22 protein-coding genes and 1 pseudogene are annotated in these 21,890 nt (G+C 40.5%); 12 read left to right on the top strand and 11 right to left on the bottom strand.

Going from position 1 to position 21,890, the window contains the following annotated elements; all coding sequences use genetic code 11:
* Positions 1 to 6: 6 nt before the first annotated feature.
* The gene (locus NH153_RS13715) at positions 7 to 1,296 is read right to left on the bottom strand and encodes an amidohydrolase (protein ID WP_063704774.1); all 1,290 of its coding nucleotides are present in this window, start codon (positions 1,294 to 1,296) and stop codon (positions 7 to 9) included.
* Positions 1,297 to 1,352: 56 nt separating this feature from the next.
* Between NH153_RS13715 and NH153_RS13720 the strand changes: the two genes are divergently transcribed.
* The 6 genes and pseudogenes from NH153_RS13720 to NH153_RS13745 all read left to right on the top strand — a co-directional run bounded on the left by NH153_RS13720 (position 1,353) and on the right by NH153_RS13745 (position 7,389).
* The gene (locus NH153_RS13720; protein ID WP_063704776.1) at positions 1,353 to 2,015 is read left to right on the top strand and encodes a Crp/Fnr family transcriptional regulator; all 663 of its coding nucleotides are present in this window, start codon (positions 1,353 to 1,355) and stop codon (positions 2,013 to 2,015) included.
* A gap of 54 nt (positions 2,016 to 2,069) precedes the next feature.
* Positions 2,070 to 2,474, top strand: a complete 405-nt coding sequence (locus NH153_RS13725) for a hypothetical protein (protein WP_063704778.1) — start codon at positions 2,070 to 2,072, stop codon at positions 2,472 to 2,474.
* Positions 2,475 to 2,578: 104 nt separating this feature from the next.
* Entirely contained in the window at positions 2,579 to 3,082 is a 504-nt protein-coding gene (locus NH153_RS13730; protein WP_063704781.1) for an Mpo1 family 2-hydroxy fatty acid dioxygenase, read from the top strand.
* A gap of 21 nt (positions 3,083 to 3,103) precedes the next feature.
* Positions 3,104 to 3,892, top strand: coding sequence for an SDR family oxidoreductase (locus NH153_RS13735; protein WP_063704783.1), 789 nt, complete (start codon positions 3,104 to 3,106; stop codon positions 3,890 to 3,892).
* A gap of 178 nt (positions 3,893 to 4,070) precedes the next feature.
* Positions 4,071 to 5,072: pseudogene (locus tag NH153_RS13740) on the top strand (branched-chain amino acid aminotransferase); the annotation flags it as partial.
* A gap of 163 nt (positions 5,073 to 5,235) precedes the next feature.
* On the top strand, positions 5,236 to 7,389 hold the full coding sequence (locus tag NH153_RS13745) for a prolyl oligopeptidase family serine peptidase (protein WP_063704788.1): 2,154 nt from the start codon (positions 5,236 to 5,238) through the stop codon (positions 7,387 to 7,389).
* Between the two features lie 79 nt (positions 7,390 to 7,468).
* Here NH153_RS13745 and NH153_RS13750 read toward each other — a convergent pair whose 3' ends face one another.
* Together NH153_RS13750 and NH153_RS13755 are read right to left on the bottom strand one after the other, a co-directional pair.
* Positions 7,469 to 8,560, bottom strand: a complete 1,092-nt coding sequence (locus tag NH153_RS13750; protein ID WP_082874070.1) for a DUF481 domain-containing protein — start codon at positions 8,558 to 8,560, stop codon at positions 7,469 to 7,471.
* 103 nt (positions 8,561 to 8,663) lie between these two features.
* On the bottom strand, positions 8,664 to 9,959 hold the full coding sequence (locus NH153_RS13755; protein ID WP_063704790.1) for an anti-phage deoxyguanosine triphosphatase: 1,296 nt from the start codon (positions 9,957 to 9,959) through the stop codon (positions 8,664 to 8,666).
* A 214-nt stretch (positions 9,960 to 10,173) separates the two neighbouring features.
* Here NH153_RS13755 and NH153_RS13760 point away from each other — a divergent pair, with 214 nt between their 5' ends.
* The 6 genes from NH153_RS13760 to ttcA all read left to right on the top strand — a co-directional run bounded on the left by NH153_RS13760 (position 10,174) and on the right by ttcA (position 15,025).
* Positions 10,174 to 10,992: a glucosaminidase domain-containing protein gene (locus NH153_RS13760; protein ID WP_063704793.1), complete on the top strand. Its 819-nt coding sequence runs from the start codon at positions 10,174 to 10,176 to the stop codon at positions 10,990 to 10,992.
* Positions 10,985 to 11,653 carry a DUF2987 domain-containing protein gene (locus NH153_RS13765; RefSeq protein WP_063704795.1) on the top strand — a complete coding sequence of 223 codons (669 nt, stop codon included), beginning with the start codon at positions 10,985 to 10,987 and terminating at the stop codon, positions 11,651 to 11,653. Before NH153_RS13760 ends, NH153_RS13765 begins: the two co-directional genes overlap by 8 nt.
* Before the next feature lie 496 nt (positions 11,654 to 12,149).
* Positions 12,150 to 13,043 (top strand): polyphosphate kinase 2, encoded by an 894-nt coding sequence (ppk2, locus tag NH153_RS13770; protein WP_082874071.1) that lies wholly within the window; start codon positions 12,150 to 12,152, stop codon positions 13,041 to 13,043.
* An 11-nt stretch (positions 13,044 to 13,054) separates the two neighbouring features.
* Positions 13,055 to 13,366 (top strand): hypothetical protein, encoded by a 312-nt coding sequence (locus NH153_RS13775; RefSeq protein WP_063704797.1) that lies wholly within the window; start codon positions 13,055 to 13,057, stop codon positions 13,364 to 13,366.
* A gap of 119 nt (positions 13,367 to 13,485) precedes the next feature.
* On the top strand, positions 13,486 to 13,905 hold the full coding sequence (locus NH153_RS13780) for a hypothetical protein (RefSeq protein WP_063704799.1): 420 nt from the start codon (positions 13,486 to 13,488) through the stop codon (positions 13,903 to 13,905).
* Positions 13,906 to 14,131: 226 nt separating this feature from the next.
* The gene (gene ttcA / locus NH153_RS13785; RefSeq protein WP_054553048.1) at positions 14,132 to 15,025 is read left to right on the top strand and encodes a tRNA 2-thiocytidine(32) synthetase TtcA; all 894 of its coding nucleotides are present in this window, start codon (positions 14,132 to 14,134) and stop codon (positions 15,023 to 15,025) included.
* Positions 15,026 to 15,090: 65 nt separating this feature from the next.
* On the opposite strand, the gene uspE is transcribed toward ttcA, so the two are convergent.
* The 8 genes from uspE to NH153_RS13825 all read right to left on the bottom strand — a co-directional run bounded on the left by uspE (position 15,091) and on the right by NH153_RS13825 (position 21,890).
* Positions 15,091 to 16,014, bottom strand: a complete 924-nt coding sequence (gene uspE, locus NH153_RS13790; protein WP_063704801.1) for a universal stress protein UspE — start codon at positions 16,012 to 16,014, stop codon at positions 15,091 to 15,093.
* 102 nt (positions 16,015 to 16,116) lie between these two features.
* Positions 16,117 to 16,851 (bottom strand): FNR family transcription factor, encoded by a 735-nt coding sequence (locus tag NH153_RS13795; protein ID WP_063704804.1) that lies wholly within the window; start codon positions 16,849 to 16,851, stop codon positions 16,117 to 16,119.
* A 38-nt stretch (positions 16,852 to 16,889) separates the two neighbouring features.
* Complete coding sequence (locus NH153_RS13800) at positions 16,890 to 17,561, bottom strand: sulfite exporter TauE/SafE family protein (protein ID WP_063704807.1); 672 nt, start codon at positions 17,559 to 17,561, stop codon at positions 16,890 to 16,892.
* Positions 17,554 to 17,721: a cbb3-type cytochrome oxidase assembly protein CcoS gene (gene ccoS / locus NH153_RS13805; protein WP_054553052.1), complete on the bottom strand. Its 168-nt coding sequence runs from the start codon at positions 17,719 to 17,721 to the stop codon at positions 17,554 to 17,556. The genes NH153_RS13800 and ccoS overlap by 8 nt, the downstream gene beginning before the upstream one ends.
* Positions 17,718 to 20,093, bottom strand: coding sequence for a heavy metal translocating P-type ATPase (locus NH153_RS13810; RefSeq protein WP_063704809.1), 2,376 nt, complete (start codon positions 20,091 to 20,093; stop codon positions 17,718 to 17,720). The genes ccoS and NH153_RS13810 overlap by 4 nt, the downstream gene beginning before the upstream one ends.
* 9 nt (positions 20,094 to 20,102) lie before the next feature.
* Positions 20,103 to 20,594 carry a FixH family protein gene (locus tag NH153_RS13815; RefSeq protein WP_063704811.1) on the bottom strand — a complete coding sequence of 164 codons (492 nt, stop codon included), beginning with the start codon at positions 20,592 to 20,594 and terminating at the stop codon, positions 20,103 to 20,105.
* A gap of 148 nt (positions 20,595 to 20,742) precedes the next feature.
* Positions 20,743 to 21,708, bottom strand: coding sequence for a cytochrome-c oxidase, cbb3-type subunit III (ccoP, locus tag NH153_RS13820; RefSeq protein WP_063704813.1), 966 nt, complete (start codon positions 21,706 to 21,708; stop codon positions 20,743 to 20,745).
* Positions 21,705 to 21,890 (bottom strand): cbb3-type cytochrome oxidase subunit 3, encoded by a 186-nt coding sequence (locus NH153_RS13825; protein WP_054561331.1) that lies wholly within the window; start codon positions 21,888 to 21,890, stop codon positions 21,705 to 21,707. The genes ccoP and NH153_RS13825 overlap by 4 nt, the downstream gene beginning before the upstream one ends.

A 21,890-nucleotide genomic window follows, 5' to 3' on the forward strand; every position in this document is an offset into this window, starting at 1 on the left:
ATCCGCTTATTTTAGGTAATCAACCACTAATTGCGTCATTGCATTTACGCCAAGCTGTAAAGCTTTTTCGTCTGCAAAAAAGTGTGGTGAATGGTTACTAGGTGCTGTAACCGCATCTTGACCTTTTGGTGTGACACCTAAGAAAAAGAACATGCCTGGTGTTTCTAAGGCGTAGTAACTAAAGTCTTCGGCACCTGTGATAAGTGGCGTTGTGATCAGGTTTTCTTTACCAACTACACCAGCAAGTGTTGGTGTCATTTTCTTGGTTAATTCAACATCGTTCACTGTTACTGGGTAACCATGATCAATGTGAACATGTGCTTCTGCGCCACCTGATTCAGCTACCATCTCAGCGGTTTTAGCTAAACGTTTTTTAATGTCAGCACGCATTTCTTGATCAAAGGTACGAATTGTGCCCACCATTTCAACTTGATCAGGGATGATGTTGTTACGCACACCGCCATTAATGGCACCAAATGAAACCACAGAAGGCGCTTTGGTCACATCAACTTGGCGAGAAGCGATGGTTTGTGTTGCCATAATAATTTGTGATGACGCCACAATTGGGTCAACACCATTCCAAGGGCGAGAACCGTGAGTTTGGCGACCTTTTACTGTGATAGTAAATTTGTCGGCGCTGGCCATTAGCGGCCCTTCACGAAAACCAATTTGTCCGGTATTAAGAGAGCTGGTTACGTGTAAACCAAATACGGCTTCTGGCTTTTCTTTAAATAAGCCTTCTTTAAGCATAAGCTCAGCACCACCTTCTTCGCCATCTGGTGCACCTTCTTCAGCAGGTTGGAAGACAAACAGAATATCACCCGCGAGCTCTTCTTTAATTTTTACTAAAGACTCAGCGGCTGCCATTAAAATAGCCACATGGTTATCATGACCACAGGCATGCATTACGCCAACGGTATTGCCTTTGTACTCTGTTGTTTGAGTTGACGCGAAAGGTAAGTCTACTTGCTCTTTAACAGGTAATGCATCCATATCAGCACGTAGCGCAATAAGCGGGCCTTTTTTGCCCCCCTTAAGTTTTGCAACCACACCGGTATGTGCCACACCTGTTTGAACCTCAAGGCCTAGAGAACGTAAATGCTTAGTCACGTATTTAGCTGTTTCAAACTCACGGTTACTAAGCTCTGGGTTTTGATGCAAATGACGGCGCCATTTAATGACTTTTTCGCTGACGCTTTTATTGGCAGATTTAAGTTCAGAATTAATATCACTAGCAAATGCAGGGGTAGAAATAGCACTGAGAAGTAGGCTGGTCGAAAGTAGTTTGTTTAACATCCCGTATCCTTTTATTATTAATTACTAATTATTTAATCAATGTAAAGTATAAACACTTGAATGAACAAGACCTTTCGGTAATTAACCAAGACAAATGGTTTAAAAATCGCACACAAATATTTAGGGACAAGCTAGTAAAAAATGCTAAATTAATCACCTTAAATGCGGGTGATGCATTGTTTTTGCGTGGTGATGAAAATACCGGTCTGTATTGTGTTATTAATGGCGTGCTTAGAGTTTCTGGGGTTAATAGCCAAGGCAAAGAAGCCGTGCTTAGTTTTGTAACCAGTGCAATGTGGTTTGGTGAAGTGGCTCTGTTTGATGGTGGTCAACGTACCCACGATGTGTATGCTCAAACTGCGGTACGGCTTTTACACGTTCCTGAGCGGGCATTAAGCCTGTTATTACAAGAACATCCTGCTTATTGGCATGACTTTGGGCTGCTGCTTACCAATAAAGTGCGAAACCTGTTTGACTCATTAGAAGATCACGCACTCCTTACAGCAAAGCAAAAGGTGAGTAAGCGGTTATGCATGCTTTATCAATCGTCACACCAAAGCTGTTTGCCGCTTACCCAGCAACAACTTGCCGATATGACCTATTTAACACGGCAAACCATTAATCAAATATTACAATCTCTGCAAGCTGATTCAATTATTAATCTTAAATATCAATCGATTGAAATTGTTGATATCGATAAATTGCAATCTCAATGCTAGTTTGGAACTAAAATTGCTACAAAGTTGTAATCAAGCTTAAATGGAAGACAACTTGTGGCAATTACATTTCATAATCAATATAACCCTTATCACGCTTCGGCTGCTGCTAAGTTGTCGCAAATAACACGCATTGATGATGTGAAGGCCATGCATACGCCTGCATCTTCAGCACACCAACTTTTACAAAAGCAGTCTGAGCCCAGTTCTTTTTTAGCTCAGGCGCAAGAAGCCTTGGTTTATCAGCGACTCGGGGTTGATAAAGAGAAAATTGACGAAATAAAAGCGCAAATAGAAAAACTTGCGGAACAAATGCAGCAACAAGGTGCCGACACCAAAGCACTACAAGAAAAAATGAATGAGCTGCAAGCGATGCTTGATGAAGAGTATCAAAAGGGACGCGAACGCATGGATATGCAGCCAGAAGCTGAAAAAGGCAAAGTTATTGATGCGTTGGTTTAATGTGAGAGTTTAAGCTAGCTACTGTAAATGTCGGATAGTTGACATTCTTGGCGGTGAATTATCTGCTAATCTGAGTTTTGAACACAGTTTTGGCAGGAAAAATAATGAAAACGTTAAAACAACAACTAACAAATTACGCCCTTTACCACCGTTCTAAACGCAATATTTACACTCACTTTATTGGCATTCCATTAATTGTGTTTGCGATTATTTGTTTATTACAAAGAGTCACGCTTATCTCTGAGCCTGCTGTTATCTCCTTGGCAACCGTGGTGATTGTATTCACTTGTCTTTATTACTTAATGCTTAGCTTATCTATGGGGTTAATTATGACTGTATGCTTAAGTGCGTTAAGCATTGCTGCTGAGCCTGTAGTGTCACTTTCAACAGAATTATGGCTCGCCGTGAGTATTGGCAGTTTCGTGGTGGGTTGGGTGTTTCAGTTTATTGGCCATTATTTTGAAGGTAAAAAGCCAGCCTTTGTTGACGATTTAATTGGTTTGGTAATAGGGCCTTTATTTGTATTAGCAGAGTTCTTGATTATGCTTGGTTTTTATAAAGATATTGCTGATCATATTGAACAACATGCAGGGCCTAACAAAGCATAACAACAATAATAAGGAACACACATGCAATTAAATGGCAAAACAGTTTGGGTTACAGGGGCATCTTCTGGGATTGGTGAGGCACTTTGTGAGCAACTAGCAGCTAAAGGGGCAACGCTAATACTGTCTGCCCGCAATGAAGATAAGCTCAATAAGCTGAATAAACGGCTCGGTGGCAATCATCACGTGGTTGCCCTAGATTTGGCGAAACCTGAAGCCTTACTTGAAGATATGCCCGCAGTGATTGAGCGAATTGGCCGCATTGATGTGCTTATCAATAACGGTGGAGTGTCGCAGCGCAGTTTATTTTTAGAAAATGAATTCACTGTGTATCGCCAACTGATGGAAGTAAACTACTTTGGTTTAATTGCCTTAACCAAGGCGGTCGTACCCCAGATGGTTAACCAAGGTATGGGCATGGTGGTCTCAATTAGCAGTGTGGCGGGTAAAGTCGGTTCAAAGTTCAGAACTGGTTATTCGGGCTCTAAATATGCGGTTGTTGGCTTTATGGATTGCTTAAGAGCAGAATTAGCCGATAAAAATGTGAATTGCCTGACTATTTGCCCGGGTTCAATTAAAACAGCGATTGCGCATAATTCGTTAGATGGCCAAGGTAAGCCGCAAAATAAACCAGAACAATCAATCGAAAACGGCATGGATGTGGCAAAAGCGGCTGCAAAAATGATCAAAGCCATTGAAGCCGAGAAAGATGAGGTCGTTATTGGTGAAGGTATTAGTGGTTTAGCACCGACTATTAAGCGTTTTTTCCCGGGCTTTTTTAATCGCCTTACAGCAAAAATGAACTATAGATAATTTATTGTCATTTGCCAGTGAATAGTTCTCAGTAAACAATGCGCAGCTTGAGTTGCGCATTTTTTGTACCGAACGGTCGAATTATTATCATTTTAATCGATAAAAGGCACTAGTTTGCTATGGTTAAACGGGGATGGATTAGCATACAATGGGGTAAAAGTAGTCCAAACAAGAGAGAACAACAATGGCCGCATTTGGTACTGTATTTATGCCACAAATGATCCAAGCACGTTTTGCTGATAACTCATGGAGTCAAAGCGCGCTGGTCCCATCTGATAAAATCGAATTACATGCGGGTGCTCACGTATTACATTACTCAAGCACCTGTTTTGAAGGATTAAAAGCTTTTCGTCACGAAGATGGCTCGGTCTATATCTTTCGTATGGATGCTAACATTGCGCGTATGAAACAAAGCTCTAAGTTACTTAACTTACCTGACTTTGACGAAAGCATGCTTGAGCAAATGATCAAAGACATTGTTAAAGAGTACGCTGACGAAACACCAGCACCACCGGGGTCTATGTATATTCGTCCTACGCACATTGGTACAGAAGCGGCTATTGGTAAAGCGGCTGCACCGTCAATGAGTTCACTACTGTATGTATTACTTTCGCCAGTGGGTGATTACTTTGCTGGTGGTGCTACAGCACTACGTGTATTACTTGAAGAAGATGGCATGCGCTGTGCACCTCACATGGGTATGGTTAAAAGTGGTGGTAACTACGCAAGTGCATTAGGCCCAATTTTACAGGCTCGCTCTGAACATCAAGCAGATCAAATCTTATTCTGCCCAGGTGGCGATGTACAAGAAACGGGTGCTGCAAACTTCATTCTAATTGATGGTGATGAAATCATCACAAAAGCACTTGATAGCACATTCTTACACGGTGTGACGCGTAATAGTATTTTAACGATTGCGAAAGATTTAGGTATGACTGTATCTGAGCGTAACTTTACTGTGTCTGAGTTGCTTGAAAGAGCTGCCAAGCCGGGTACTGAAGCTGCATTATCGGGTACCGCTGCGGTACTAACCTCGGTTGGCACGCTTATTCATAACGACCAAGAGTTTAAAGTGGGGTCGGGTGAGCCGGGTGAAAAAGTCGCAAAATTACGCCAAGCATTGAATGATATTCAATGGGGTAAATCAGCAGATACTCATGGCTGGTTAACAAAAGTATAATTGCTGAGCGATTACATCGTTATAAAGAGCCACGTAATAACGTGGCTTTTTTGTTTTTACATTGGTTTACAGCAGACCCTGTGTTTAACCGCAAATTGCTAGACATTCTTTTGTATTAACTTTACTTTCAATTTGTTAACAATAACTAAAAAGTAAAATTATTATGATCAAGAAAACGCTTGCATGTGCAATTGTAGTTGCACTGGCGGGGTGTGGTGAATCAACCCCAACAAACACAGAACAAACTGTAAAAACTGCAGAGGTTAAAGCTGCTGTGAATTATCCAGAAACTAAAAAAGGCAATGTTGTTGACGAATATTTCGGTGAGCAAGTAGCAGACCCATATCGTTGGTTAGAAGACGATATGAGCGACGAAACCGCACAATGGGTGAAAGCCGAAAATGACGTTACGTTTTCTTATCTAAAAAATATTCCTTATCGCGATGAGCTTAAAACCACGCTCGAAAAGCTGATGAACTACGAAAAAGTGACAGCGCCGTTTAAAGAGGGTGAGTACACCTACTTTTATAAAAACGATGGTCTGCAAAATCAGTATGTGGTTTATCGTAAAAAAGGCGACTCAGAAGCTGAAGTGTTTTTAGATCCAAATACGTTCAGTAGTGACGGCACAACTTCAATGTCGGGTTTAACATTTACTGAAGACGGCACTTTAGCGGCTTATCAAATCTCTGAAGGTGGCAGTGACTGGCGTAAAATTATCATTATTGATACTGCGACTAAACAGCCGATTGAAGAAGCATTAGTCGATGTAAAATTCAGTGGTATCTCTTGGCTTGGCAACGAAGGATTCTATTATTCGAGCTACGATAAGCCAAAGGGCAGTGAGCTGTCTGCAAAAACAGATCAACATAAAGTTTACTACCATAAGTTAGGTACAGCACAAGCTGACGACCAATTAATATATGGCGGCACAGAGGCACAGAAACATCGTTATATTGGTGCTGAAGTGACCCGTGATAATCGTTATCTAATTATCGCTGCAAGTACTTCAACTTCAGGTAATAAACTGTTTATCAAAGATTTAACTAAGCCTGACAGCACGTTAGTGACGATTTTAGATAACACTGACTCAGATACCTCAATTATTGATAATGACGGCTCGAAACTGTATTTGGTGACTAACTTAAACGCACCCAATATGCGTGTAGTGACAGTGGATGCCACTGATCCTAGCCCAGAAAATTGGCAAGATTTAATCCCTGAAACTGACAATGTACTTAGCATTTCGAAAGGCGGTGACTACTTCTTTGCCAAGTATATGGTTGATGCGATTTCGCAAGTAAAACAATACGATAAATCAGGTAAATTGGTGCGTGACATCAGCCTGCCAGGTGTAGGTACTGCATATGGCTTTAGTGGTAAGCACGATGCACAAACACTTTATTACTCATTTACGAATTACACTACACCAGGCAATACCTACTCGTTTGATGTTGAATCAGGAAAGTCTGATGTGTATCGCAAGTCGGGCGCTAAATTTAATAGCGAAGAATATATCTCTGAACAAGTCTTCTATACATCAAAAGATGGCACCAAAGTGCCGATGATTATTTCGTACAAAAAAGGCACTGAGCTTAACGGTAAAAATCCGACTATTTTATATGGCTATGGTGGCTTTAACGTAAGTTTAACCCCAAGCTATAGCCCTACAATTGCGGCTTGGCTTGAGCACGGTGGCGTGTATGCTGTTGCTAATATTCGTGGTGGTGGCGAGTACGGTAAAGCGTGGCATGTAAATGGTACGCAGCTTAAAAAGCAAAATGTTTTTGATGACTTTATTGCAGCAGCTGAGTACTTAAATGAAAAACAATACAGCTCACCTGATTACCTAGCGGTACGTGGCGGCTCAAATGGTGGCTTATTAGTTGGTGCGGTTATGACACAGCGCCCTGAGCTATTTAAAGTAGCGCTTCCTGCTGTAGGTGTTTTAGATATGCTGCGTTACCACACCTTTACAGCGGGTGCTGGTTGGGCGTATGACTACGGCACCAGTGAACAAAGTAAAGAAATGTTCGATTACTTAAAAGGCTACTCACCTGTGCACAATGTTAAAGCGGGTGTTAGTTATCCAGCAACCTTAGTGACAACTGGGGATCATGATGACCGTGTTGTGCCTGCGCATTCATTTAAGTTTGCAGCCGAGCTGCAAGAAAAAGGTGCAAAACAAAACCCGTATCTGATTCGTATTGAAACAAATGCGGGTCACGGTGCAGGAACACCTACAAGTAAGATCATCGATCAATACGCTGATATTTATGGCTTTACCCTACACAACATGGGTGTTAAATCGCTATAAGGTTATGTATATATTACTTAACTAAAATGAAAACGCCGAGCTTAGCTCGGCGTTTTTGTATCGATTAAGCGAATTGGGATTATAAATCAATACCCAGTGCGAAAATCATTTTGTAATCTTCTTTTTCAGGTACTACCCCGTTTTCATCGGCAATTGGGTCGGCTAAGTAATCCCATACTAATGACATATCAAAGTCGATATCATCTGTGATTTCAAATTCAAATGCGGCCATTGCATATTGAGAATCACCACCGGCGTCACTGTTTGCAGTTAGGTAGCGATAGTTAAGGGTAAAATCAATTTTTTTGGTGACTTCTAACTCGTAATTAGTGCCAATAAAATATGACCAAGATGAGTTAGATTTTTCTTCTCCGCTAGCGACGGTATCAAACTCAGTTTTTTGATAAGCAGGGCCTGTTGAGAAGTCCCATTCGGTTTTATCGGTATCCATCACATAGTAACCAACACCGGCACCGACAGTGTATTTGTTGGCGATATTTTGAAACGGATCACGGTAGTACTCGAAGAAGATAGGACGGTAATACATTTTTTGGGTCTGAAACCAGTCGAAGGTACCGTTAGCACGAATGTTATTTTTAGTTACTTGTTCATCGCTGGTGGTGCGATAGCCTAAAAACTCTGCGAGAAAACGGCTAGACGCCGTACGGCGCTTGATATCAGCACGCGCTGAATATTCGGTTTGGTCAGTATTGCCTTTTGATATATCAGCGCCCAGCGCTATTTTGACAGTCCACGCGCTTAATTCGCTTTCAACAGAAGGTGCGATAGAAACTAAATCACGGTAACGATATTTAGCTTCTTGTTCACCGACTTTCACATAACCGCCTGAAATATTGAGCGTGCCACTGAGCTCTGAACCATCATTAAAACGAACAGTATGATGGCGGTCTGAGATGATCATATAAATATCGGCACGGTCAATCATCAATGTGTCGAGTATATCACTGTCGAACTCGACTTCTTTGTCGTACAAGGAGACAAGTTCACCTTTGAGCCATTCGCCAGAGTTAAGTCGTATCCAATCAAAATGGGTGGCATCTTTTATGATTATGCTACGCTCTTCAAGTAGCGGGTCAGGAAGTGTTTCTGCGCCGTAGCAAGCAAATGAGCTTGCTACAACAGTACTAATAAGCAGGTATTTTTTGAGCATTATTTCAGTCCATGTTAAATAAAATGCATTCAAAGAAGTGTCATTATTATTGCTAATAACCTGTTTAATTCTAGAACAATTCACTGTGCTGTTCAAAAATTAGTTAGGCAGATGGCAAAAACAATCGCTGATAGGTCTTATAAGCATATTCATCACTCATCCCTGATAAATAATCACAAATTATACGCATTGCGTTATCGCCTTGCTGGTGCGCATTAAGCCACATTTCTTGCGTTGTTTCTGGCAGTAACCGCATAGGGTCGCTGGCAAAGGCACTAAATAGCTCAATTAGCAGGTTTTGCCCTTTAAATTCAACTTGCTGCATCTTTGGCTCGCGAATTAAACGTTTAAAAACAAAATGTTTTAGCACGTTAAGAATTTCGGCAAATTCATCCGGTAGGCTTACTGTGTACTGCAGTATTTCAGATTCGAAATCTGCGTTTTGTACAACTAACTGAGCGTTAATAATAAAGGTGTTAACCAACTCACCAATGGCATCTTTTCGTTCGTACTCGTGATGCGAGAAGAGTCTGGCGGTTATCGAGCTCAAATGGGTGGTTAGCCACGCTGAGTCTAGCTCTTGTAGCTGCTCAAGTGCATGGTTTTGCCAATCTGCTAACGTTAAAACCTCGGTGGCGATAGCGTCTTCTAAATCGTGAACGGCATATGCAATATCGTCAGCTAATTCCATAATTGCTGAGTCTATCGATTTGTAGTGGGTTTTGGCTCTAAATTCATCAACCTTATAATGACTACTTAACAGTGCTTTATCATTATCGGACAGTGGCTCAATGATCCAGTCGAAAACATCTTTATCATCTTTATACAAGCCTTTAGCTGGGCGCCAATGATCGGCTTTAATAAAGCTACGTTGTTCACTTAGAGGTGGAATGCAGTGCCACAAATCATCAATAAAGGCAGGATATTTAATAAAACCTAACAAGGTGCGTCTGGTTAAATTCATGCCATAGCCATTTGAATAGGGCTCAAGCTTAGAGACAATCCTGAGTGTTTGCGCGTTTCCTTCAAAACCACCGTGCTCACGCATCATGTAATTTAATGCTATTTCACCACCATGACCAAAAGGAGGGTGGCCAATATCATGAGCAAGACACAAGGTTTCGAGTAAGCTACCGCTCGGAAAATTCGTAAATTCAGGGTGTTGCTTTTTCAAGTGGCGTAATAAACCACTGCCAATTTGGGCCACTTCTAATGAGTGAGTAAGACGGGTTCGGTAAAAATCATTCAAGCCAATACCCATAATTTGGGTTTTAGCTTGCAAACGCCTAAATGCAGCGGCGTGAATAATTCGAGAGCGGTCAACTTGCCAAGCTGAGCGATTATCGTTTGGACGATATTTTTGCTGGTCAATAATACGAGCTTGCCAAGATTGGCACATAAAAATAACCTTCCTATTTCTCGTTTGGTTGCTTTTCAGTATACGCAAGCGCTTGAAAATTGCGAGCAAATTGGCCGTTTCTTACCCGGTTCTGTATAAACTTTGGGTAGAGTGCTTCGGGCAAATTCGCCAAAAATCCACAGCTTTGGTATACTCCGCCTTTGTATGTGCGTGACGTTACCGCACATGAGTAGTAGTTTATTTGAGAGAATACATGCTTAAGTACGTTTTTCGAGTTTTACTGACCGCTTTTTTTGCATGGGCAATATTATCGCCATTTATGAAAGAAGATGTAGTCGTAGAAGAGTCTGAACAAACACAGACAACGCCAAAAGGAACCCAGCGCGTAATCAAAAAAGAAAAGCCATTGCATAACGTAAAACTGCCGGATTTTGCAGCATTTACGGATGTGAAAGAAAAGAAACATGCATTTTTTGATTTTATTCGCCCTCATGTCGAGGCTGAAAACAAGAAAATTTTACAGCAACGCGCAACCTTAGAAATTGCGCGCATGATGCTTGAATACAATGAGCCACTGACTAGCAAACAGCAATCAGATATTAAAAAAATCTTAACCAGCTATAAGTTGCCAGCCACCATTGACACTTTATCGCTTACTCAAGCGCTGCGTCGTGTTGATATCATTCCAAAAGAGCTTGCGCTTATGCAGGCGGCGAATGAATCAGCATGGGGTACCTCTCGTTTTGCACGCATTGGTTTAAATTTCTTCGGCCAGTGGTGTTATAAAAAAGGCTGCGGCATGATCCCAAAACGTCGTGCCAACGAAGCAGCCCATGAAGTGACCGCTTTTAAGTCGGTACGTGCTGCGGTAAGCTCTTATTTTAAAAATATTAATACCCATGCGGCCTATAAAGATTTACGATCAATTCGTGCCGATTTACGTCGTCAGCAAAAGCCAATTGAAGCGACCATTCTTACACAAGGTTTGTTGTCGTATTCTGAGCGCCGTGAAGCGTACATTGAAGAATTAAATAAAATGATAAATCAAAACAGAGCTTACTTTGATGAATAAACTCCTTCCATGGTTTAAAGCCGCAACCATTGCGGTTGCGCTAAGTGCGGTTGCAACTAAGGCAGCCGCAACTGAATTTGTTGTTGCCTATGATGGCTTTTACGATCGTTTAAAAGTCGTTAATAAAGGCGAGTTCCAATACGCTCAAGTTAATTTTTACTTATCTGATATTGCTACTAACGAAGTGTGTACAATTAAGTCTGGTAAAATTATTACAGAAAAACAAGAGTTTGACTTAACTTACACAGATAAGGCTCAGTTACTTTTACCTTTTGATAAGCAACTAGATACTGATAAAGCCGTAATTGTTGTTCAACCTGAAAATCCAAAACATGATTGCCAATTAAAGTTACAAATTGAAGCAACGGACTTGGCTGATTTTGAACTTAGCAAGGCAAACTTATATACACTCAATCAAGAGTTTGAAGAGTTATTATCTGATTTGTCGGGCTTTTTTGTAAGCAAACTCATGTGGTTCTTGTTACCAGAACAACAAGGTGTTGTGCTGAAATTTGATACTCAAGATGCTGTTTCAGCAAATGCAGTTAGCTGTAAAGAGTTGCGTTGCTCAGTGAAGGTCAGTGATGAGTGGCAAGATGATAAAAGCGTTTTACCCAGCCATGGCAAGCTTATTAGCGCCACACCGTGGATTGTAAAATAGCGCGTAAAAAATCTGACCGCAGCTTTGATAACTATTCAAAAGGGACCTTTTAGGTCTCTTTTTCGTTTTTAATTAGTAGTGAAGACGTCTCTTTTTTCAATATTTTGCTTAGTATTTTGGGCTTAGCCTAAATTTACAAAATTCAATGTAAATAGCACGTTCTAAATAGCAACTTCTCTTGTCTAGATTATTTTCTCAATTCATGTTTTTGCTAAGCATTTGTATTGCTGCGCAGTTTAAAGAGCGGCTTGTATTTAAATGTAAAAACAGTATGAATATATGAATTTTTACTGGTTGTTTTTTACTATAGAAAAAGGGCTTGATTTTGGTTGTGCGACCTTGATTTTAATTAGGTGTAAAGTGCTATCCAATTATTTTTAAACAATTTTTTAAGTGTTTAAAAGATAGATATAGATCAATCTCATAAGTAATAACTGACTTAAAGTAAAACTATAGAAATCTAAATATAGGTAGTTATAGTAAAAAAGGAGTCGTTATGCAGACAGTCGATGTCGAAGCCGTTTCAATTAAGTCGCAAAAGTTATCAAAAGCGAAAGCTAAGCAAGATGTTATTTTTGACTTAAATGTTAAAAACCCAAGTTTAAAATGGAATGCCGATGGCCATTACCCATACAAGCGTAAAATGGAGGTGGTTGAGTACGAGCGCCATAAGCATGAATTACAAATTGAGCTTTTAAAAATGCAAGGCTGGGTAAAAGAGACCAACCAGCAAATTGTGATTCTATTTGAGGGGCGAGATGCGGCAGGGAAAGGTGGCACTATAAAGCGCTTTATGGAGCACTTAAACCCTCGTGGGGCGCACGTAGTGGCTTTAGAGAAGCCATCTGCAAGAGAGCGTGATCAGTGGTATTTTCAGCGTTACATTAACCACCTACCCACCAAAGGGGAAATTATACTATTTGATCGTTCTTGGTATAACCGTGCAGGAGTAGAAAAGGTAATGGGGTTTTGTGATGACCACGAGTATTTGGAATTTATGCGCCAAACACCCCAACTTGAACGTATGTTGGTGAATAGCGGTATTAAGTTATTTAAATATTGGTTTTCGGTCAGTAGAGAAGAGCAATTTAGACGCTTTAAATCGCGCCAAAACGACCCACTAAAACAATGGAAATTGAGCCCGGTTGATATGGCATCACTAGCTAAATGGCATGATTATAGTGACGCCAAAGATGCCATGATGTTTCATACCCATACTAAAGATGCGCCTTGGACACAAATTCGCTCTGATGATAAAAAACGCGGGCGTATAAACTGTATGCGTCATTTCTTAAGCTGTTTGGATTACCCAGAAAAAGATCACGACATAGTCAATCGGGTCGATTCGCTTATTGTCACTGAACCTACCCGTATGTCGACGCGTCAGTAAAGGAGAGTACAATGCAAAATTCAGAGTCAGTATTTGAGAAGCGCCTTGCTAAGCTCGAAAAAATTATCGAAAAAAGCAAAAAAGAAGTGGCTAGAACCACTGAACTTGCAAAAGATGCAGCACTTAAAGCACAAGCAGCTGTAAAGTGTGCCAATGAAGCAGAGAGTCTCGCTGATAATGCAAAAAAGCGATTGAAAGCTGCTAAAAAGCAGTTGAAAGAGGCTAAAGTGTTAAAAATCGCGCAGAAAAATGCATCGAAAAAATCGGCAATAAAACGTGCTAAACGAATGGCAAAGAATAAGGCTGATACTAAAAACGCTTAAAGTTAATAAAGGGCACAAGGCTAATGTGCCCTTTATTTTTGTATTAAGCTTATTGCTGGACATTTTTCCGATTCTCGTTATGCTAAACGTCAACTTTTCAGGGACTTAAAAGCATATTTATGAGAATCATACCGGCATTTTTTGTTATTTTACTGCTATGTTCAGCTTGTAGCAGTTATTCACCTATCAACCAAGAAATGCAAACTAAGTTACAAGGCTCATGGCAGTCTACAAATAGCCCAGTTTGTGAAGCTAATTTTCATACTATAACCTTTAATAACAAAACATTAGAAATTTCTTATGACGAACAAGGGTTTATTTCTGAGACTGAAGCAAGAAAAACCTTTGTTTATACTATTCTTTCGACAGAGAGAAATTTAATTCGAGTGCAACTTGAAAATGAAACTCGCTTAGATAAAAAAGGCAACCCAGTTGTTTGGCATCTTAAGCCACTTAGAAATGATAAATACTGCTGGGGCAGAGATGATTGGCCTGACCTATCTTGTACAGCTTCCCGTTATAAATGCATTGTAAAATAAATAAGAAGTTAGTTTGCAGAAGTCAGAAAATTAAAACTTTGAGCCTATAAATTCATAAACCTTTGAGTCTATTCCCAAAGCGCTTTGCTTTACGTGGTATCTTCTCCAGTGAAGCGCTTTAATTATCCCACGCTAATCATTTCAACTCGCTCAAAAAGTCCGTATAATCCACGCCGAACTTTTTACTATGAAACATGGCTTAGTAAAGCCTGTATGAGCAGAGCAAATGAATCAAACTGATACTAGAAAAGAAACTCTTGAATTTAATAAACTTCAAAAGCGTCTAAGAAGGCATGTTGGTACCGCGATTACTGATTACAACATGATCGAAGACGGTGATGTTGTTATGGCATGTATCAGTGGTGGTAAAGATTCTTTTGCAATGCTAGATATTTTGCTTAATTTACAAAAAGCAGCGCCAATTAAATTTGAAGTGATTGCGGTAAACCTTGATCAGAAGCAGCCAGGTTTTCCAGAGCATATCTTGCCTGATTACTTTGAAACGCTAAATATCCCGTATTACATCGTTGATAAAGATACTTACTCAGTTGTAAAAGAAAAAGTACCAGAGGGCAAAACTACCTGTGGTCTGTGTTCACGACTTCGTCGCGGCACACTTTATTCATTTGCAGAAAAAATTGGTGCAACCAAACTAGCACTTGGTCATCACATGGATGATATCGTTGAGACAATGTTCTTAAATATGTTCCATGGTTCACGATTAAAAGCGATGCCACCGAAATTACGCTCTGATGATGAACGTAACGTGGTCATTCGTCCGTTGTCTTATTGCCGTGAAAAAGATTTAATTAAATACGCCGAGCACAAAGATTTCCCGATCATTCCTTGTAATTTATGTGGTTCACAAGAAAACCTGCAGCGTCAATCAATCAAAGCCATGCTGACAGAGTGGGATAAGAAAACCCCAGGTCGTGTCGAAAGTATCTTTAAGTCTTTACAGAATGTCAGCCCAAGCCAGCTTGCAGACAGAAACTTATTTGATTTTGAAAACTTACCACTTGATAGAGAAGGCAATCGTGAAAGCTATGATTTTAGCGAGGCGGTGGTCTCTTCTACAAACATTGATGAATCATTATTTATTGATGTAACAAATATATAAAAACCTCCAAACTGTATATAAAAAAAAGCCCCAAACTGGGGCTTTTTTAATCCCTATTCAATAGGTTACTTAGCAAGTGGGCTTACATAGCCATCTGGTTTTAACGCTAACACATCGCAGTCAAGGCTATCAATGACGTGCTCTGCAGTGTTACCGACAAGCGCAGCACTTAAGCCAGTACGGCCAACTGTACCAATTACAACTAATTCGCTGTTTAAGCGCGCTGCAACATCAGGAATAACATCTTCTGGTAAGCCTTCTTCAATATGGCAATGAGCTTGGTCAATAGCAAAGCCTTCAGCTAACGAGAGCGTTGATTCATAGTGATGCTTCTTAACTGATTCGTTATAAACACCTGGGTTAAATTCAGGGATTTCAATCGCGATATTAACAGGTGTTGCTGGGTAAGCATTCACAAGGTTAAGCGTTGCGTTGGCCAAGTCACAAATGAAGCGAGCGTCATTAATAATACGCTTGTTAAGTTCAAGGTGTTGTTCATTCTCACTCACTGCGTTTACTGCAGCTAAAATATTCCCTTTTGCCGGCCACTCTTTCTCTTTAACAAGTAAAACTGGAGCAGGGCACTTGCGAATGAGGTGCCAGTCAGTAGGGGTGAAAATAACTGATTTAAGCGTATCGTGTTGATGAGTGCCTTTTACAACAAGGTCAAAACCATCGTTGATCACTGTATTGATAATGGCTTCGTAAGGGCGATTATGCCAAACCACGCAGCTATCAATGGTAAGCTCTGGGTAAAGTGCAATTTGCTCATTTAACCATTCTTGGCGGTCTTTTATAACGGCTTCTCGCATTGCTTCACGCTCATCAGAAGAAAGCATAGTGGTCATTTCGTAAGAGAAGTCGTAGATACTGAGGAAAGCAGTGATGGTCGCGCCAGATTTTTTGGCTAGATCAATTGAGCGGCTTAAACTATGTTGCTGCTCTTTGGTTGGGTCTATAACTGCTAAAATTCGTTTAATTGCGTCCATGTGCTGCTCCTTAACTGTTCCGCAAAAAGTAGTACTTTGAGTGTAACCTAAATTTAGAACAGTTAAAGGGGCAAACAATAGAAAGTTGCGTTAAATCAAACTCTATTTACATTTAATCGCCGCTGTTGCTGCAAGCGCTTGTTGGTCCAAAATGGTGATAAATTTACCTTCTACCTTGATTAAACCTGCTTTTTGGAAGCGGCTTAAAAGGCGGCTAATTGTTTCAACTGTTAAACCTAAATAGTTACCTATTTCACCACGTGTCATGGTTAAACGGAATTCTTTACGCGAAAAACCACGTTCACCAAAACGCTCTGCAAGATTATAAATAAAACTGGCTAGACGCTCTTCAGCTGACTTTTTATTGAGTAACAATAACATTTCTTGGTCATAGTTAATTTCATTACTCATTAAACGCATAATTTGTTGGCGTAGCTTAGGTAATTTACCTGCTAATTCGTCTAATGTATCGAATGGAATTTCACATACCATTGAAGTTTCAAGGGCTTGTGAGAAACTTTGATGAGCCATTTTGTTAATAGCATCGAAACCAACTAAATCACCCGCTAGATGAAAACCAGTAATTTGTTCATCACCTTGTTCTGATAAAGTATAAGACTTAAACGAACCTGAGCGTACCGCATAAATGGCATTTAAGCTTTCGCCAGATTCAAATAAATAATCACCTTTATGCAGTGGTTTCTTACGTTCGATGATTTCATCGAGACGATCCATTTCTTGACCGTTTAATGAAAATGGCAAACATAGCTGGCTGATACTGCAATTATTACAGCTAATTGTGCATAAGCCTTTTGACTTGTTTTGTGAGAAGTCCATACATCAAATCCATTCAAATAAGTTAACAACACGTAAGATTAATGAACTAGCTTATCGGTTGCTATAATTAATAAGTATATACCGTACCATATTATTACGCTGCCTAGAATAACCCTAGTCCAAACATGGTTGAAAATAGTGTTTATTTTCTGGCTGACTAGACCTACGCTTATCATGGCAGGAAAGGTTCCTAACGCGAAAAACAACATAACACCTGCACCATGTAAGGCTGATGGGCTAGTGAGTGCCCAGGTTAGCGCTGAATAAACTAAACCACAGGGCAACCAGCCCCATAAAGCGCCATATAGTAGGGCTTTTGGGGTTGTATCAACCGGTAACAAATAACGATTGAGCTTCGCTAGATGCTGCCATATTAAGGTTTTGCCAAGCTTTTCTAGCCACTGTAGGGTTGCTGCTAAGCGCATAATATAAATCCCAACAAGCAGCATGAAAATACCACTTAAAAACGATAAGGCTATTGAAATCGTGGTATTTTGCGCTGCAAAACGGCTGCTAATTCCAGCGACTAGCGCGCCAGCAAGCATGTAACTAAGCGCACGGCCAAGGTTATAAGCAACAGAAAAACTGACAGCACGGTTTTTATTAGCGGCAAGCTGTAAACTACTGGCAATGCCACCACACATGGCTAGGCAATGACCACTGCCTAACAACCCCATTACAAATGCACTAATAAACAGCGGATCAATCATTACTTTTGTTGTGCTGCTCTTTATCGTCTTCGAACAGGATACTGTGGCCCTGTTTGTTTAAATCAGAAAATTGTTCGCTTTTAACAGCCCAAAAGAACACCCCGATAGCAATCAGCACAAATAAAATGGCGATCGGGATAAGCATGTAGATGATACTCATAGTTTTAATAACCTTAATGAGTTGGTAATAACCAAAATGGAGCTTGCAGACATACCAATTACAGCCATCCAAGGAGCAACAAGGCCAAGGGCTGCCAATGGTAAAATCGAACCATTGTAAATAAGTGATAATGCCAAGTTTTGCTTTACAATACGGCGCGTCTTTTTCGACACTGTGAGCAAATGCTCTATGGCGGTTAGATCACTATTGAGTAATACCACATCGGCACTGTTTTTGGAAATATCAGCGCCGGTTTCCATCGCAATCGATAAATGCGCACTGGCAAATACAGGGCTGTCATTCACGCCATCACCCACCATAGCAACAATGGCACCTTTACTGGCAAGTGCTTCGACATGGGTTTGTTTGTCACGTGGGCTACATGCTGCATGCACGGTATCTAAATTTAATTGTTTTGCAATTCGCTCACCACTGTTCGACGCATCACCCGTTAACATATGGCATTTTATCTGTTGCGAATGTAATTCAGCGATCAACTTATCCGCATTACCGCGAAGGCTATCTGCTAAGTAAAAGCGCGCCACAATTTGTTTATCGATATACAAGGTTGCTTGAGCATCTGCTTTTTCGGTATCAAACCAACCGCTTTTACCTATCGCGATATGTTGTTCGTTAAGTTCTGCGGTGATGCCTTTACCTGGTTCGATTGTCACATTCTCAATCGGATTAACTGAGTCATTGTAAGTTGCAAATGCATTAGCAATAGGGTGCTCAGAGAAGCTTTCAAGTTGTGCTGCTAGTCGTAATGCATCAGCTTCGCTGTACTGGCTATTTACTAGTTCAACACGCTCTATAGTGAAACGACCTTGGGTCAGGGTACCTGTTTTATCAAAGGCAATATCGGTTAATTGTGGTAGCGTTTCTAATACGTGGGCTTGTTTAATTAAAATTCCACGCTTTGTTAAGCTTGCTACTGCACAGGTAAGGGCAGTAGGGATCGCTAAGCTCAGTGCACAAGGACAGGTTGCAACAAGCACCGAAATAGTGACCCAAAAGGCATGTTCAGGGTCAATTTGATACCAACCAATCGCTGTAATTGAGGCGAACAGCAATAAACAAGCAACAAACCACTGCGCGACTTTATCCGTGATTTCGACTAATCGCGGACGCTTAGTTAACGCGGTGTGTTGTAATTTAATAATTTGATTAAGCAGCGTATTTTGACCTATTTTGTTGATCTCTATACTGATCACACCATCATGGTTAATAGTGCCTGCGTAAACTTGATGGCTGATAAACTTATTAACGGGTTGATGCTCGCCCGTCATCATGGCTTCATCAACCGTGGTTTTGCCTTTTGTAACAACACCATCAGCAGGAATGGTTTCACCTGCTTTGATCAACACAACATCACCCAGTTTTAGTTTTTTAGCCGCAATAATTGATTCTTGATTATCGCTATTAATGATTCTTGCAGTGAGCGGCAGTAGCTTTTGTAAGTTAGCGGTAAACTCACTGGCTTTTAAACGAGCTCTAAATTCTAAATACTTACCTAATAATAATAAGAAGGTAAACATACAGATAGATTCAAAATATACTTCGCCAACCGACATTAACGTGGCATAACAGCTGGCTCCATAGGCACCAAAGATCGCTAATGAAACAGGTAAGTCCATATTCAGCTGTTTGGCTTTTAAACCATTAATGGCATTGGTTAAGAATGGCAGGGCACTGTAAAGAATTACCGGTGACGCAAGGACCAAGCTTATCCAGCGAAAATACTGCTCGAAGTTCTCTTCCATGCCCGAAAACATGCCGAAATACATAGCAAAGGCGAACATCATAACTTGCATGGTCATCAGACCCGCAACCCCTAAACGGCGGATGTACGCTTTTGCGGCTTGTTGTTTTTGACTCGCTTCAAGATCTGCTTGAAATGGGTACGCTTTATAGCCGATTTCGTGTAATGAGGTGATAATTTGGCTAAGCGGTGTGACCGATTTATCCCACTGGATCATGGCACGATTAGTTGATGTATTTACATCCACGCGCTTAATTGCTTTTAAATTAAGTAATTGTTTCTCGATTAACCAAGCGCAGGCAGCACAGGTGATACCTTCGACGGTAAGAAGTACTTCTGATAAGTCATTTGTGGCAGAAATAAACTCATCTTGAATATCTTCGTTATCGTAACTTTTAATCAATTCAAGCTGCTCTGGAACTAGTTGTTCAACCTTTCCAGAGCGTACAGTTCTAAATTTATAGTAATCGGTCATGCCTTGGGCGACGATATTCTCAGCAACCGTTTGGCAACCAATACAACACATAGGTTGTGCCTTACCGTCTATTTCGACAGTCGCATTAAAGCCTTTTGGCACACTTTCAAGACAATGAAAGCAATTATCGGACATTAGAGTTTACTACTTATATTCAGGGCTAATCGAAATCGTTTTTTCAGTTGGCAGAATTACATCTTCTTTAAGTTTCCAACTGTTATCGATTGGTTCAATAAACACTGTGTATGCACCATCAACGTGGGTGTCGAGTAGGGCAGTGAAATCACCATGGGCGTTTTTCATTAAGCTCACATCAAAGTCATTGGCTTTAATGGTGCGATGATAAAATGACATTTTTAAAGAATGAACATTACTAGCATCACCTTTCGTAAAAGTGAACGTGACTTTATCGTTAGTAATATCTAAATCGCCATGTAAATAAAGCGCTTTAGCTTTATTAAATTTACTGAGTTCAAGGTTGATTGCTTTGCCTTTTTTATAATAATCGTCAACAACCATATCTGGGCCGTTGCCAATTGCCATATAAATAAGACCAGCACAGCCGATGATAGCTGCAAGTGGAAAAGAGATTAAAAACCATGGCCAAAAGTTTTTATACCAAGGAGTGGGTTTCATAGACTTATACCTTTAAAAACGTTGTACGCATTTTATCGGATCTAAAAGCAAAAGACTAAAAAAAAGCCTCCAGATGGAGGCTTTTTTGATCTTAATTAATCTATTGAATTAAAAGATTAATTGTTTATACATTTTATTAACCGCGTGGTTATTTATCTTGCGATAAGCTGTAAACGTACGCTGTTAATAGGTGAACTTTATCTTCACCAAGAATGTCTTTCCATGCTGGCATTACACCGGCGCGGCCATTCATAAGTGTTTCTTCAACAGCACGTTTAGAACCACCGTATAACCAGATGTTATCTGTTAGGTTAGGCGCACCAAATGGTAAGTTGTGTGCAACAGAACCTTTACCGTCAGCACCGTGACACGCAGCACACATTGCAAACTTAGCAGCACCTGCAGCAGCGTCTTTTTGGTTAACTGTACGGCCAGAAAGGCTAAGTACGTGAGCTGTCATTTCTTTAACACCTTGCTCGCCAAGTGCAGCACCCCAAGGTGGCATCGCAGCAACACGACCGTAAAGAAGCGTTTCTTTGATCTTGTCTGGTGTACCGCCATATAACCAATCTTTATCAGTTAGGTTAGGGAAGCCTTGACCACCACGTGCATCTGAACCATGACACTGTGCACAGTTTTGTGAGAATAAACGTTGACCAATTTCAAGCGCTTTTTCATCTTTTACTAGTGCTTCAATATCTTGCTTAGCAAATGACTCAAAGATTGGGCCAAAACGCTCATCAGCAGCGATATACTCTTGGTCTAATTGAACGTTCTCACCGTTAGCTAATGCTTGTTCAGTTGCTTCTTTAGACTCAGCTAAAGAAGTAATACCTTGGTTAGAACTTGTCCATTTACCTAAACCTTCCCAGTTACCTAAACCTGGGTAAGCTGCAAGGTAATAGACAGACCAAATGAATGTTGCGAAGAACATGTATGTCCACCACTTTGGAAGTGGATTGTTAAGTTCTTCAATGCCGTCAAACTCGTGACCACAGCTCTCGCCTTCTTTCACACCTGCGTAGTTTTTTAAGTTCCACAGAAGTAGGCCGAAGATGATAGCAAGACACGCAAGGGTTAATACGATAACCCAAATACTCCAAAAGCTAGTCATTTCTCAGACTCCTTTTCCTCGTTAGAGATTGTGTTGTTGTGTTTTTTTTCATCTTCAAAAATGGCATTAGCAGCGTTATCAAATCGGCTTTTGCTACGCTTGCTGTATGCCCATACAACAATCACAATAAACAGTACTAAAATTACCAGAGTCAAAATGCCTCTGTATGTTCCGTAATCCAT

This window comes from Pseudoalteromonas gelatinilytica, from assembly GCF_001641615.1.
In the GTDB taxonomy this organism is placed as follows: Bacteria; Pseudomonadota; Gammaproteobacteria; order Enterobacterales; family Alteromonadaceae; genus Pseudoalteromonas; species Pseudoalteromonas gelatinilytica.